We start from the raw sequence: 13,718 nt of genomic DNA, 5'->3' as shown, positions 1-13,718 counted from the left end.
AAACGTTTTTAGATACGTCTGTATATCAGTGGTTCGATCGCTTAGTTGCAATAGAGACTTGTATGACAGGATTGATTTATTTCTAACAAACATGTCATGTCTGCGTCATTAAGCTGTCAGTCTCAGTTTAGTATTCTTAACCAAAGCTAAATATGAGGCTTTGTCTGCTAGAGATGGTTTCTAAAAAATAAAGTTAACTTCTATAAATAGCTTCACTAACAAACATTCTACTTGAATGTCCAATTATTTGTCTTTGAGAGTATTATATGAAAAATTATGGTCTAAAAAGTGCATCTCTATTGTCGCTATCGATGTCATTGTCGATGTTTGTCGGCATGTCAGCAGCAAACGCGCATACTACCAACCTAAGCACTTCGATTCTCGACAACTGCGATGCGGTTACTAAATTTGCAAAAAACGCGGATCACAATGATGCGCCGATATCTGATGCGCAAATGAAAAGCTATATCGATGCAAGAGTAGCCTGTCAGGTTCAGCACCAAGATCAACACCTGCAAGCTGAGAAGTATTTTGTAGACAAGTATGGCCGAGATCGCGACAGTAATGCTAAGGCAATACTAGAGGATTATGAACAACATTAAAATCTATAGATGCCAAGATGACAGAATTGTCATCTTGGTGTCATCTGTCAGTCAGAATGAGTAAGGTAACATTTAGACTGATTCAATAGCCTTAGTATTTGATAACTTTAAGTGGCAATATATTCTTTAAGTTTCAATACATTAAAGCTAAACCCAACCAAAACTTACGCTTTATACGCTGTTAATCAAATCAAATAAGGATCTCTTATGTCACTATTCAAATCAATACCTAAATCGATCATTGTCACTGCTGTTACTCTTGTTGTCTCGACATCTGCCATGGCTCATGATCCAAAGTTGCATGCCCAAAAGGATCAAATGAATTGTGAAAAGATGGAAAAGCATATGCAAATGATGCAAAAGATGGATCATAGCAAGATGGACATGAACGACCCTGCGATGAAAGCTATGATGGCTAATATGGGCAAAATGAAGCAAATGCATCAAAAACATTGTGTCAGCAGTGACAGCATGCATAGCCATAATATGAACAGCAATAGTAAAACCTAAGGATTTCAAAACTAGTCCTATCGAACATACATCGCTGTTGGTCAAAGGCACTGAGTAAGTGGCTTTATTCGTTGATAGTGATGTATCAATAAAAATGGATTTTTAGGATAAGTACATGAAGTTCTTATTGGGGGTGCTATTTAGCATAATTGTAGCAGTGGCTGGTATTCTTATTGTGGTGACTAGTGGTATCGTAAACGTTGGAGCTGATCAAGGGCATAGTCCGATAGTCTACAACCTTTTAGAGACCGCTCGTAACCGGTCTATAGCCAATGCGAGTAAAGATATTATCATTCCAGATTTAGAGCAGGTAGATATGATTAGCAGTGGCGGTGCAGATTATAAAGACATGTGCGCAGGCTGCCATCTATCTCCTGGCGTAGAGCAGACTGATCTTAGTCAAGGTCTGTATCCTAAGCCGCCTAATTTTACCAATACTGATATTGTTGAACATTATCAAACGCAGGCGGGTGCTAGACAAGGCTTTTGGGCGATTAAACATGGCATCATGGCGTCTGGAATGCCAGCGTGGGGCGCAACGCATGATGACGATAGAATGTGGGCCATGGTCGCGTTTATCAGGTCATTACCTGAATTAGATAAAAGTCAGTACACCATGCTAACAACAAGGTTGGACGACGATATGCTAGATATGTCAATGAATAGCGACACGATGAATATGTCGGATGACGGGTCTGAGATGCAGCATTAATGATTAAATATATAAACAAACGCTTAGGGGTGACTTTATGAAGCGCTATACCAATATGTTTTTTAATGGACACAACCAGTTATCTGGTCGTGTTCTTTTAGTGATGATGACATCTTCACTATTATTAGCGGCTTGTAGCCAATCAAATACGAGCGCTTCTGATTCACAGACTGTACAGTCTGAACCAACTGTAGCTACGCAATCGGCTCAGGTAGCACAGCCCCATGCTGAGCTGACAGCGGTGACGGCTCCTTTGATAAACCAAACGGAGCTACTCAAAGATGTCTCTGCCACTGTTTATAAAGATGCCAATTGTGGCTGTTGTAAAGAATGGATAGGCCACGCAGAAGACAATGGTTTAAATGCCACTGCGCAAGACGTTACAGACTTGTCGGTATTTAAAGAGCGTTATAGCGTACCACCGCAAATGCAGTCTTGTCATACCGCAGTCACTACCGATGGTTATGTCTTTGAAGGTCATGTCCCAGCCAAGCACATGGCACAGTTCTTAGAGAATCCGCCTAGCGAAGCTATCGGACTTGCCGTACCTGGCATGCCTGTCGGTAGCCCGGGTATGGAGTATCAAAACCAGTTTATGCCATATCAAATCATGCAAATCAATAAAGACGGTACAACCAGCGTCTATGCTGATGTTAAGTCACCGCAGCAGCAATTGTAGTTTGATTGATGTTTAAAGTAGATCGTTTGGTACAAACTCAATTCCCATTTTATGGATTAAGTTAGGTCATCATTATGAATAATAAAAATATGCTTAACCGCAGGCGTTTTTTGACAGGGTCATCGACGCTACTTGGTGCGTCTATGCTATCGACCCTGCCGACTATAGCCAATAGTGCGCTTGGGGCAAATGCTCAAAACGCGGTAGTCAATAGCGACAGGCCAGATCATAAAGTGCCGATATTAACGGGCAATGAGTTTGATCTTTATGTCAGCAAAAAGCCTATCATTGTTAATGGCAAGTCAAGCATGGCAACGCTCATTAACGATTCATTGCCAGCACCAACGTTAAAAATGCGCGAGGGCGATACAGTAACTATCCGCGTGCACAATCAGATGAATGAGTCGACCTCTATTCATTGGCATGGTCTGCTTGTACCGTTTGAGATGGATGGCGTACCAGGTATCAGCTTTGATGGTATTCCAGCCAATAGCACCTTTACGTATAAATTTACTCTAAAACAAGCGGGTACTTATTGGTATCACTCGCACACGGGATTCCAAGAACAAACTGGTATGCGCGGGGCGATTGTCATCGAACCAAAAGGACGTGAACGTCATCCAATCGAGGAAGACCATGTCATTTTGCTCAGTGATTGGACGCACCGTGATCCGCATAATTTGCTGAAACTATTAAAGCAGCGTGCAGACTTTGATAATTATCATTTGCCAGATTTTAAAAAGCTTTTGTCCGATATTGCCGCAACGGATTTAGAAGCTGCTTTTGATAAACGCAAAATGTGGAATCAGATGCGGATGATGCCGACTGATTTTACCGATCTGTCTGGTGAAAATACTTTTACTTACCTTATGAATGGTAAAACCACCGCGGCTAATTGGACGCAGCTGGTCAAAGCTGGACAGCCGGTCAAGCTGCGTTTTATCAATGGCTCCGCGCAGACGATATTTGATGTACGTATCCCCGGTCTAAAAATGACAGTCATCGCGACGGACGGAATTGATGTGAGTCCTGTCGATATCGATGATTTCCGTATTGGAGTGGCCGAAACTTATGATGTCATCGTCACGCCAACTAAAGATGCTCATACCATATTTGCCCAAAATATTGATCGAACGGATTATGTGGCAACCACGCTTGCTACTAAAAAGGGTGCACGTGCGCCAATACCGGCTATGGATAAAGTTGAATGGTTGACCATGGCTGATATGATGGGTGCGATGGGAGATAAAGGTTATCACGCTCGTCATGCCAAAACAGAATACGACTTTAAGACAGATATGCGCGTCGATAGTCCGCGAATGAACCTTGATGATCCAGGCATTAACCTACGTAACATTGATCGGCAGGTTTTAAACTATAGTCAACTGCGCTCTGTCGATGAGCATATTTTAGCTGAGCAGCAAAAACCGACTAGAGAGCTTGAGATTCACCTAACGGGCAATATGGAGCGTTATATCTGGGCATTAGATGGGATCATGTTTCGAGATGCTAAGCCTGTCAATATCAAACCTAATGAGCGCGTGCGCATTACCTTAGTCAATGACACCATGATGAATCATCCGATGCATTTGCATGGTATGTGGAGCGATATGCGTGCGCCTGATGGTGACTTTCAGGTTCGTAAGCATACGATCACAGTACAACCTGCTCAAAAGATCAGTTTTGATGTTACGGGTGAAGCTGGACGCTGGGCTTGGCATTGTCACCTGCTTTATCACATGGAAGCTGGGATGTTTAGAGAAGTTGCCGTTGTTTAATAAACCTTCGAATATGAGCCTTATTATGAAAATATATAAAGTAGGTCTACCGTTTATTGGCATGTCATCTTTGATGTTATTAATGTCACCTTTAGCAAGCGCTGCTGAGATGGCGCACATGGATCATGACAGTATGGATATGTCTGGTATGGATCACAGCGGTATGGATATGTCAGGTGATATGTCGGATATGGGTCACAGTGGTATGGATATGTCAGATATGGGTCACAGTGGCATGAATATGTCGGGCGATATGTCAAATATGGACCATAGTGGCATGAATATGTCGGGCGATATGTCAAATATGGACCATAGTGGCATGGACATGTCAGGTGATATGTCAGATATGGACCACAGCGGCATGGACATGTCAGGTGATATGTCAGATATGGACCACAGTGGCATGAATATGTCGGGCATGGATCATGGCAGTATGGATATGTCTGGGATGCAAGGCGGCGAACCACCAGCCGATGCTCGTAGTCCAGATTATTCAAATGGCGTTCCTTATGGAGAGCATGGTAAGCCTTTGATGATGGGCAGCTTGCCATTATGGGGCGTGTCAGTAGACGATTTGGGTTATCAGTTTGACGAGGATCAGATCAACTATGAGTTTGACACGTGGTACGGTACAGACAGCAATCGTGTATCGCTACGTAGCGAAGGTAGTATCCAAACTAAAGATGATAAAGAAATTGATAGCTTAACCTCACTATCTTACTGGAAGCCGCTTAGTATCTTTTGGAATGGAGAAGCCGGTATTGCTTATGATACCGAAAATGACAAGCCTGCTGTGATGACTGGTATTGTAGGCACTGCGCCATATTTTATCGAAACTGACGCTAGAGCGTATTTATATACCGATGGGCAAGTCCGTCTGGATCTAGGTGCGGAGTATGAGTGGCGTTTAGATCAGCATTGGGTAGTCATTCCAGAGGTAGAGCTGACGGCATTTAGTAAGGATGATGCGGATAACAATATTAGTAAGGGATTTAACGAACTAGAAACCGAAGTCAGGCTGACTTATGAGACATTGAGTCGACAGCTTGCCCCTTATGTGGGTATTAGCTATGAGACTGCTTTGAGCAACGCACGAGATTTGCGACGTCAAGAAAACGAAGCCGTTGATTCTAGTAGTGTGACAGCCGGTGTGAAGTTTTGGTTCTAGTGTTAACCATGTAAGCAAAAAACAGTTTATAACACTAGCTCCAAAAAAGGCACCTCTTCATTTAGGTGCCTTTTTTACTAAATTAAGGACAAGAATATGAATAATCATATGGATAATAAACAGAAGCAAATGAACCCCTATGTGAAGTTCACCCTGATGATTTTAACATCGACAGTGGTGATGTTTATCATGATGTACTTTAATACATATAAATGGGATCACGTTTATTTTAGTGAGACCAGAGCTTATATGGCGCTGTATATGGGTGCGATGATGGCCATTATCATGCTTGCCTTTATGGGCAATATGTATAAAAAGACCAAGATCAATCTAATGGTTTATGGGATTAGCGTTGTGCTATTTGCCTTTGGTTTATGGGGCGTACGCTCACAGCAAACCGTTGATCAGGTCGATTGGATGCAAGCGATGATACCGCACCATTCAATTGCTATTTTGACTAGTACCCGTGCTGATATAGAAGATCCGCGCGTACGTCAGCTTGCCGACGACATTATTAAAGCACAAAAGCGTGAAATCGGTGAGATGCAGCAATTAATTGATGAGCTGGAGTAGTCAAATAGTAGGCATATACCATTACAAGTTTTGAGCATTATGTTTTAGATGTCATCAAGTAAATAGCTTATTGAAAGGTATACGTTCACTCGCTATTGTTATATCATTACTATTACTAAGGAAATAAAAAATAAGGAGTCCTTATAATGGTAATTATGATGCATGGTATGCCTGATGTCGTTATGCACGGCATGATGAATGGATCAATGCATGGTATGGGATGGGGACGACCGATAGTCTCTTTATTGTTTACGGTATTGGTTTTTGCTGTACTGATATTAGCCATTCTAGCCTTGCTCAAATATCTGCGTAAACCAGACTGAGTCTAAGGCTTAACTAAGTGGTTAGACAGGTAAAGCAAGAGTAGAAACCGCGACTATCAGTAGTCAGAGTTATTGACGCAAAATCTCTACTCATGGTCTTTGAGGAGTGGTTGTATGGAACATATGGACGATACAAAGGCTATAAAAGGTGGACAGTACGATAAAGTACCTACTGGCTAAACTCGGCTGTATATCTAAAAGCCGCTGAATAAGGGATAATAGCCGTCACGGATTCTATGGCGCTATAATAGTTAAAATGAGCCAAAACTTATAGCCACAGACATTCAATACCACAACCCGTACAATAAGGCCGTTCTAAATGACCAATAATAACCCCTTTAACCTTATTCCGCTCAATCCTACTGGCAGAAACGAAGAAGACAACGTCAATACCTATTCTCCTGACGACATGATAAAGATATACGAGCAACAGTTTCTCACGCCAGTGCCTGAAGATGAGCTAACCGAGTTTTTACCAGCGCTAAAAGCCTTTTATGATATCGATGACAATACTTTAGACATCAGCGCGGTCATTTTTGACGCCATAGCTGACGCTACTATCATCTATAATCACAAGGTAAAAACAGGTGATTATCAGATATTAGGAAATTTAGTAGAAGAGCAGATTGAAGTGGATGAGGACAATGAAAATAGTGATAGCCAAGCCTACACGATAGACTGTATGCGTACTTTTTTTATCAACGATGTAGAGATACCTTATCACTTTAATTTATTTATCCAAGGCGAGGGGTACTCTACTTTAACCGAAAAAGACACGTTATTAGAAAAAATATATTGGTTCGTCAATGCTGGTTTTGATGAGCACTTACTAGGTAATCCAGAGGATGTTGTAAACTTAGAGTCTATCAACGAAGAGCTGGCCAGTTTGGGTATCAGAGAGATGGATCTGAGCACTATACATCAATTGGTCAATTATATTGAAGATAATCTTATCGATGATAAAATGGCAGATGCACTAAATAAGCTCATAGAAGACGCTGAATAGACTTGGTTCTAGGCTAAGGTGTATTGTATGTGTTCTATGAGGCATATCCATTTCTTGCAGACGTTGAAAGACGATGTTTGAAAATGGCTTGAAGTAATTCTATGACTTGTATTTTTATTGTATTGACCACCCGCTTTGCTACGCCATTGCTTTAGTAACTCAATAACATCATGCAGTGCTGCTCTGGCAATTATAGAGAGGCTAAGCTAATGGTGTAGGGGTACAGGAGCTATTAGTGATTTAGCCTCTGGAAATATCCATGGCTTATGACTAACACAGCCTAAGATATAATCTTATCGAACCGCCTCGACTCTAAGTAGGGCGGTTTATTTTTTTGGTAAGTTTTGTGGTTTTTGTAAATTTAGTCAGATCAGCTTTAACGATCCTTATCAATTTCTTTCTTATTAAGAGTCACTAAGTAAGCTTTAATTAACACAATCCTAGATAGTCTAATATAAGAGGTTCTATCGAACCAGTGGGAAGGCACGAGTAGTTGACTGTCATGCTATGTGATTAATAGCTCCCAATTTACTTTCTACAAGTTTAACAACTTGGAGCAAGCAGTTATATGATGCTCTGAGTATAGTAATACGTTATGCGTATTTCGTTTTCAAGCCATTATTCAAAGTTAGGTATAGTTATATTACAAACTCGAAAGCAGCAAACTGGTTTCACTGTTTAAAATGCCATCCACTTCCCGAACTTTACGCAAGACCTCATCAAACTCGCTCAAGGTTGTTGTATGTATTTCGGCAACCAGATCCCAAGCCCCGTTGGTTGTGTGCAGCTTCACCAACTCTGGAATACCCCGCATTTTTCTTATGACCTGAGAAGTCGACTGTCCGGACAATTCGATCAGCATGATGGCTTTAATAGTTCCTTGGTCTAGAGCTTCATGTATTCGAATGGTAAACCCGAGAATCGCACCACTTGAGATTAGACGATCAAGACGGTTTTGTATGGTTGCTCGAGACACTTTTAGCGTTTCGGCAAGGTATGAGATCGTCGCTCGTCCATCTTTTCTCAACTCTGAAATAAGCTCGCTATCTAAAGTATCGTAAATATAGTGTTTCATAAGCTCTTTTCACTATTAAAAATAATATTTATCAAAAAGTATAATTCATCTTGTCAAAATGTCAAAAAATAATAAGAAATTTACAACTTTATTACATTTTAACTAACACGTAGCCTTGCTAATATATTCCATATCAACCACGAACATAGTATAGGAGCAAGATATGTCGAAGTTTATCTTACCGCCCAAGGAAGGAGTTCCATTCGTTAGTGTACAAGCCATGGCTAAAATGATTCACGATTATGGCGTTGAACAATGTATTGCAGATCTAGTAGATGCTTTAGAGCAAGACTTTCTTCGTTGGGAGCAATTTGAAAAATCTTCTCGCTTTGCCTCGCACTCCAAAGACGGTGTCATAGAACTTATGCCAGTAAGCGATGGAGAGATGTTTGCTTGTAAATATGTAAATGGTCATCCAATCAATACTAAACGAGATCTACAGACTGTGGCGGCTATGGGCATCTTGTCTGACGTTGATACAGGCTATCCTATTTTGCTTACAGAAATGTGTATTCTCACGGCATTACGTACTGCTGCCACATCCGCTATGCTAGCCAAGCGCTGCGCGCCAAAGGGCGCTAAGACATTGGCATTAATAGGAAACGGCGCGCAGTCTGAATTCCAAGCATTGGGTATGAAAGCGGTAGTAGGGATTTCAGAAGTTCGTTTATATGACGTTGACTCAACGGCATCGCAGAAAACGGCTGACAACCTTGCAGATTCAGGTTTAAACGTCGTTATTTGTCGCACAGTTGAGGACGCGGTTGCGGGCGCAGATATCATCACTACTTGTACCGCAGACAAAAAGAATGCCACTATTTTGCGAGATGGTAACGTGAAAAAAGGCATTTTCATCAATGCAATCGGCGGCGACTGTCCTGGTAAGACAGAACTGGATGGCAATATCTTGATGCGAGCAGATCGTGTGATTGTAGAGTTTGAACCGCAGTCGCGTATTGAGGGGGAGATTCAACAACTATCACCTGAGTTCCCAGTCATTGAATTTCATCACATCCTTAAAGGTGAAGTGTCCGCTCGAGAATCAGATGATGATCTTGTGATATTTGATGGAGTAGGCTTTGCATCAGAAGACTTTACAGCTTTAGTCTTTTTAAGAGACTTGATTAGAGAGCAAGGAGAGTATGAGGTTTTAGACATGATAACTCAGCAAGCTGATCCTAAAAATCTCTACTCGGTAGTGAAAGATCATAGCGTCACACCGACTATAGCCATTGCCTGATTGTCAATGCATAGTACAAAATGATGAGGGCATTTCATCATTTTGTATCAAGTTTTAAAACCAGTATCATTTTTTTAAAGGGTTTAACTATATTTGGCAAGGCTTTTAAATAGTTGTGTTTATTGTTTTAAATCTATCTGCTAGTTTTCAAGAGTACCAGTATAGAAATAAGATGAATTTAATTAAAACTTAAATAATGTAAAAATTATTTTTTTATAGAGACAAAATAATGACTGATATGATGAAAAATATAAGAATAGTAGAAGTTTATTCAGATATTGCAGGATATAAAAAAGGTGCCTCTCTAGGTATTGATGCATTGAAAGCTTCATCAAAAGAACTCAATGCAGAGTATTTTGAAAAACTACAGTTTGAAAGCATTAAGGATGATAGTAATAACGAAGGAGAATCAAAATTTTCGCATGCAAAATATGCTGATGTTATTGAACCGGTTATCTCTAAGTTAGCACATAAAGTAAAAGATATAAGAGATGATGATAAATTTCCAATTGTTTTAGCTGGAGATCATTCTAGTTGTGCAGGTACGATGCATGGTCTGAAAATGGCGCATCCTAATTCTGAAATCGGTGTGGTTTATATAGACGCACATGCTGATATTCATTCACCCTATACCAGTGGCTCGGGGAATATGCATGGAATGCCTTTGGCCATGGCTTGTGCAATCGACAATCTAGAATGTAAGCGTAATGAACTCTCTGAAAAAGAAAAAGAGTATTGGGAGAAATTAAAATTTATGGCTTCTGATAAGCCATCAATTAAGCCAGAAAATGTGGTTTTTTGTGCCGTTAGAGACTATCAAGAAGAAGAGATGGATTTAATTAGAAGACATAAAATTCCTTTATATAGTGTAGCTGAAATAACTCAAAAAGGAATTAGTTCCACGGTAGAAGAAATCTTCAAAAAGTTGGAATACTGTGATCACATTTATGTTTCATTTGATGTTGATAGTGTTGATCCTTTATATGTGCCAGGAACAGGTACGCCTGCAATGAATGGTCTTTCGTATGAACAAGCAATGCAACTTAACATAGAATTAATCAAGAATAAGAAAGTATGCTGTTGGGAAATGGCAGAAATCAATCCTTTGTACAATAATTCAAAAGATGACTCAACCAGAATATTCAAAATTTTAGAGAAAGTAACACACACTCTTTTAAATAATTACTAGTATGGATTACTTAAATTGAGATAAAGAACCTAACCTAAAGAGATTTATTATAAAAATTTATTTAGGTTAGTTAAAAAAATGGACTGCGAGTGAAAATAATATGGACATTATTAAAGCTAGTACTTCAAGTCAAGATGTTAGGAATATCAGTACCAGACAGTTTTTGAAATTCTTTATACCCTCTATAATAGGTTTGATACTCTTCGTATTTCCAATTCCGTATGTAGATGGTAAATTTGTATCATATGCAGAAGGGTTTACAATTCCTATTTCTGTGCTAAAGGATTATATACAAAGTTATATGAATGACCTTTTGCCATTATTGGTTGTAACCTCCATTATAATTACATTGTGTTGTACTTTATACACTAAAATCATGAAACCTTCATTGATTTTAAATAATGCATTTTTGAATAATTTACTGAACGTTACAACACCTTGGCTTGTTATTAGAATGCTTGGTGCATTTTTTGTTGTAGTGACCTATTTTAAGTACGGTTATGAATTTATATATTCAGATAATATTGGAGGTTTAATATTATATGAATTAATGCCAATACTTTTTATAGTGTTTTTCTTAGCTGGGTTATTGCTACCGTTATTACTTGATTTTGGCTTATTAGAATTTTTTGGTGTTTTATTAAGTAAAGTGATGAGACCTCTATTTGGTTTACCAGGTAGATCGTCTGTAGACTGTTTGACATCATGGTTGGGTGACGGAACTATTGGCGTATTATTAACGGATAAACAATTGGAAGGTGGGTTTTATACTAAAAAAGAAGCAGCAGTTATTGCTACCAGCTTTTCAGCAGTTTCGATTACATTTTGTTTGGTTGTCATCTCTCAAGTTCAACTTGAAAGCTACTTTCTCAATATGATTGGGGTGGTTGCGTTATGCGGGATTGTTTGTGCTTTAATAGTACCAAGACTATTACCTTTATCTAAAATTGAAAATACGTATGTAATAGAAAATAATGATAGAGATCATGAAACTATTCCTGAAGGAGAAACATTATTTACCCACAGTTTATATAAAGCCGTTCAAAAAGCAGATAAGAGTCCAGGATTTTTTACTTTCCTAAATGATGGGTTGAAAAATATTTTGGATATGTGGCTCGGAATATTGCCTGTCGTTATGGCAATCGGAACTATGGGTCTAATTGTTGCAGAAAAAACACCAGTATTTGATTATTTAGGTATGCCTTTTATTCCGTTCTTAGAGTTATTGAATATACCTTCTGCACAAGAAATGTCAAAAACAATTATGGTAGGTTTTGCAGATATGTTTTTACCTGCTATTATTGGTTCTTCAATAGAATCAGAATTAACTCGATTTGTCATAGCCTGCTTGTCAGTTTCTCAATTGATCTATATGTCGGAAGTAGGCGGATTAATTTTAGGAACAAAGATCCCAGTTAGCTTTTTTCAGTTATTAATAATTTTTCTATTGAGAACAATTATTTCTTTACCTATTATTGCATTATGTGCTCACATGATTTTTTAATGATACTAAACTGTAAATTTTAATTGAAAATGACTATAAAATTACCTAGTAGAATATCATGATACAAACTCGAGTAAATCTGAGTCCGATATACTTAAGGGATTCAAATTTATAATATTAAACAATAGCTTTATTACCAGATAAAATTCTCTACCACAAAATAAACTATTTATCAAAAGTCTTACGATTTTTACTTATTGGAGATCATATTATGTCTAAGAATGTCACGGTTATTGGTGCAGGTAACGCTGGTCTTACCGCTGCCTATCACTTATCACTGCATGGTTGTAATGTATGTTTATATGGCTCTCCGGGCTTTGATGAACCTTTAGATGATATAGAGCAAAAAGGTGGCATTGAGGCCGTGTCAGAACTGGCTGAACTACCAATGTCGTTTAGTGGTTTTGAGCCTATTCATACGCTTAGCCGAGATATGGCTGAAGCAGTGGCTTTTGCAGATATTTTGTTATTACCCGTACCCTCATTTGCACAAAATGTATTGTTTGATGAGATACTGCCATATTTAACCGATGAACATATCATCGTTTTAATGCCTGGCAACTATGGTTCACTGACGCTTAAAAAGCGTATGTTGGACAAAGGTTATGACACGCTGAATCCAACGTTTATTGATGCAATCTCTAGTCCTTGGGCATGTCGCATCACAGGCCCTGCTCAAATTGCAATTATGGGGCTAAAAGAATTTTTACCTGTAGCGGTAATGCCTGCTAGTAAAACGGACACTACTGTAGAGCGCTTGCAGGAAGTTCTACCGCTCCCGTTGACTTCATTGAGTAATGTTATTGCCGCTGGTCTTGAAAATATTAACTTCGGTGGTCATCCCCTGCTCACTACTTTGAATATGGGTTTACTAGAAAATTTTGAAGGTGACTTTAACTATTATAAAGATTGCTCCTCTCCAGCTACCGCTCGTGCAGCAGCAGTAATGGAACAAGAGCGTATGGCAGTGGGCAAAGCATTAGGAATTGAGTTGACACCTGAGCTTGACGCTATGAATGCGCTTTATGGTACAGACGCCAAAAGCGTTTACGAGTTTAATCGTTCATCAGAGACTCATGGCAAAATCACCTCGGCACCTGATAGCTCAAAGCACCGCTACATCACAGAAGATGCGCCATATTTACTAGTACCTTGTCACGAATTTGGCCGTCTAGCGCAGGTACCTACCCCGATGGTGAATGCTTGTCTAACTATCGATAATGCCTACAATCAGACCGACTACTTTCAAGAAGGTCGAACACTTGAAAAAATGGGTTTGTCAGGAATGACTGTTGAACAAATAATTTCGTACGTTTCTTAAGCTGTCAGCTTATTGAATCTTTATTTGTGTTGACCTTG

14 protein-coding genes are annotated in these 13,718 nt (G+C 39.3%); 13 read left to right on the top strand and 1 reads right to left on the bottom strand.

All coding sequences use genetic code 11. The annotated features are described in order from the left end of the window. Positions 1–266: 266 nt before the first annotated feature. The 9 genes from Q0895_RS02530 to Q0895_RS02490 all read left to right on the top strand — a co-directional run bounded on the left by Q0895_RS02530 (position 267) and on the right by Q0895_RS02490 (position 7,351). A complete protein-coding gene (locus tag Q0895_RS02530; protein WP_299185255.1) occupies positions 267–602 on the top strand; it encodes a hypothetical protein in 336 nt (111 codons plus the stop codon). Positions 603–809: 207 nt separating this feature from the next. Continuing rightward, positions 810–1,112, top strand: coding sequence for a hypothetical protein (locus Q0895_RS02525; protein WP_299185253.1), 303 nt, complete (start codon positions 810–812; stop codon positions 1,110–1,112). 115 nt (positions 1,113–1,227) lie between these two features. After that, positions 1,228–1,824 (top strand): cytochrome c, encoded by a 597-nt coding sequence (locus Q0895_RS02520; protein ID WP_299185252.1) that lies wholly within the window; start codon positions 1,228–1,230, stop codon positions 1,822–1,824. Between the two features lie 37 nt (positions 1,825–1,861). After that, positions 1,862–2,503, top strand: coding sequence for a DUF411 domain-containing protein (locus Q0895_RS02515; RefSeq protein ID WP_299185251.1), 642 nt, complete (start codon positions 1,862–1,864; stop codon positions 2,501–2,503). Positions 2,504–2,577: 74 nt separating this feature from the next. Next, positions 2,578–4,281 carry a copper resistance system multicopper oxidase gene (locus Q0895_RS02510; RefSeq protein WP_299185249.1) on the top strand — a complete coding sequence of 568 codons (1,704 nt, stop codon included), beginning with the start codon at positions 2,578–2,580 and terminating at the stop codon, positions 4,279–4,281. 25 nt (positions 4,282–4,306) lie between these two features. Then, positions 4,307–5,449, top strand: coding sequence for a copper resistance protein B (locus Q0895_RS02505; RefSeq protein ID WP_299185247.1), 1,143 nt, complete (start codon positions 4,307–4,309; stop codon positions 5,447–5,449). Positions 5,450–5,545: 96 nt separating this feature from the next. Beyond that, entirely contained in the window at positions 5,546–6,022 is a 477-nt protein-coding gene (locus Q0895_RS02500) for a DUF305 domain-containing protein (RefSeq protein ID WP_299185245.1), read from the top strand. Between the two features lie 146 nt (positions 6,023–6,168). Beyond that, the gene (locus tag Q0895_RS02495) at positions 6,169–6,345 is read left to right on the top strand and encodes a hypothetical protein (RefSeq protein ID WP_299185243.1); all 177 of its coding nucleotides are present in this window, start codon (positions 6,169–6,171) and stop codon (positions 6,343–6,345) included. Positions 6,346–6,664: 319 nt separating this feature from the next. Then, complete coding sequence (locus tag Q0895_RS02490) at positions 6,665–7,351, top strand: hypothetical protein (protein WP_299185242.1); 687 nt, start codon at positions 6,665–6,667, stop codon at positions 7,349–7,351. A gap of 643 nt (positions 7,352–7,994) precedes the next feature. Here Q0895_RS02490 and Q0895_RS02485 read toward each other — a convergent pair. Beyond that, the gene (locus tag Q0895_RS02485; RefSeq protein WP_299185240.1) at positions 7,995–8,426 is read right to left on the bottom strand and encodes an Lrp/AsnC family transcriptional regulator; all 432 of its coding nucleotides are present in this window, start codon (positions 8,424–8,426) and stop codon (positions 7,995–7,997) included. Between the two features lie 163 nt (positions 8,427–8,589). On the opposite strand from Q0895_RS02485, the gene Q0895_RS02480 reads away from it, so the two are divergent. The 4 genes from Q0895_RS02480 (at position 8,590) to Q0895_RS02465 (ending at position 13,680) form a co-directional block, all read left to right on the top strand. After that, positions 8,590–9,666: an ornithine cyclodeaminase gene (locus tag Q0895_RS02480; RefSeq protein WP_299185239.1), complete on the top strand. Its 1,077-nt coding sequence runs from the start codon at positions 8,590–8,592 to the stop codon at positions 9,664–9,666. A gap of 229 nt (positions 9,667–9,895) precedes the next feature. Next, positions 9,896–10,855: an arginase gene (locus tag Q0895_RS02475; protein WP_299185238.1), complete on the top strand. Its 960-nt coding sequence runs from the start codon at positions 9,896–9,898 to the stop codon at positions 10,853–10,855. Between the two features lie 100 nt (positions 10,856–10,955). After that, positions 10,956–12,359, top strand: coding sequence for a YjiH family protein (locus Q0895_RS02470; protein WP_299185236.1), 1,404 nt, complete (start codon positions 10,956–10,958; stop codon positions 12,357–12,359). Between the two features lie 211 nt (positions 12,360–12,570). Then, positions 12,571–13,680 (top strand): NAD/NADP-dependent octopine/nopaline dehydrogenase family protein, encoded by a 1,110-nt coding sequence (locus Q0895_RS02465; protein ID WP_299185235.1) that lies wholly within the window; start codon positions 12,571–12,573, stop codon positions 13,678–13,680. Positions 13,681–13,718 lie beyond the last annotated feature (38 nt).

The organism is uncultured Psychrobacter sp., from assembly GCF_947495825.1.
GTDB lineage: Bacteria > Pseudomonadota > Gammaproteobacteria > Pseudomonadales > Moraxellaceae > Psychrobacter.
The sequence above is the reverse complement of the archived record's forward strand: the minus strand, read 5'-3'. Positions and strand labels throughout refer to the sequence as shown.

What these genes read in the sequence shown, in the direction of transcription:
- Q0895_RS02485 (WP_299185240.1), bottom strand. Translation starts at nt 8,426, where the DNA reads ATGAAACACTATATTTACGATACTTTAGATAGCGAGCTTATTTCAGAG.
- Q0895_RS02480 (WP_299185239.1), top strand. Translation starts at nt 8,590, where the DNA reads ATGTCGAAGTTTATCTTACCGCCCAAGGAAGGAGTTCCATTCGTTAGT.
- Q0895_RS02515 (WP_299185251.1), top strand. Translation starts at nt 1,862, where the DNA reads ATGAAGCGCTATACCAATATGTTTTTTAATGGACACAACCAGTTATCT.
- Q0895_RS02510 (WP_299185249.1), top strand. Translation starts at nt 2,578, where the DNA reads ATGAATAATAAAAATATGCTTAACCGCAGGCGTTTTTTGACAGGGTCA.
- Q0895_RS02495 (WP_299185243.1), top strand. Translation starts at nt 6,169, where the DNA reads ATGGTAATTATGATGCATGGTATGCCTGATGTCGTTATGCACGGCATG.
- Q0895_RS02500 (WP_299185245.1), top strand. Translation starts at nt 5,546, where the DNA reads ATGAATAATCATATGGATAATAAACAGAAGCAAATGAACCCCTATGTG.
- Q0895_RS02475 (WP_299185238.1), top strand. Translation starts at nt 9,896, where the DNA reads ATGACTGATATGATGAAAAATATAAGAATAGTAGAAGTTTATTCAGAT.
- Q0895_RS02505 (WP_299185247.1), top strand. Translation starts at nt 4,307, where the DNA reads ATGAAAATATATAAAGTAGGTCTACCGTTTATTGGCATGTCATCTTTG.
- Q0895_RS02490 (WP_299185242.1), top strand. Translation starts at nt 6,665, where the DNA reads ATGACCAATAATAACCCCTTTAACCTTATTCCGCTCAATCCTACTGGC.
- Q0895_RS02525 (WP_299185253.1), top strand. Translation starts at nt 810, where the DNA reads ATGTCACTATTCAAATCAATACCTAAATCGATCATTGTCACTGCTGTT.
- Q0895_RS02470 (WP_299185236.1), top strand. Translation starts at nt 10,956, where the DNA reads ATGGACATTATTAAAGCTAGTACTTCAAGTCAAGATGTTAGGAATATC.
- Q0895_RS02520 (WP_299185252.1), top strand. Translation starts at nt 1,228, where the DNA reads ATGAAGTTCTTATTGGGGGTGCTATTTAGCATAATTGTAGCAGTGGCT.
- Q0895_RS02530 (WP_299185255.1), top strand. Translation starts at nt 267, where the DNA reads ATGAAAAATTATGGTCTAAAAAGTGCATCTCTATTGTCGCTATCGATG.
- Q0895_RS02465 (WP_299185235.1), top strand. Translation starts at nt 12,571, where the DNA reads ATGTCTAAGAATGTCACGGTTATTGGTGCAGGTAACGCTGGTCTTACC.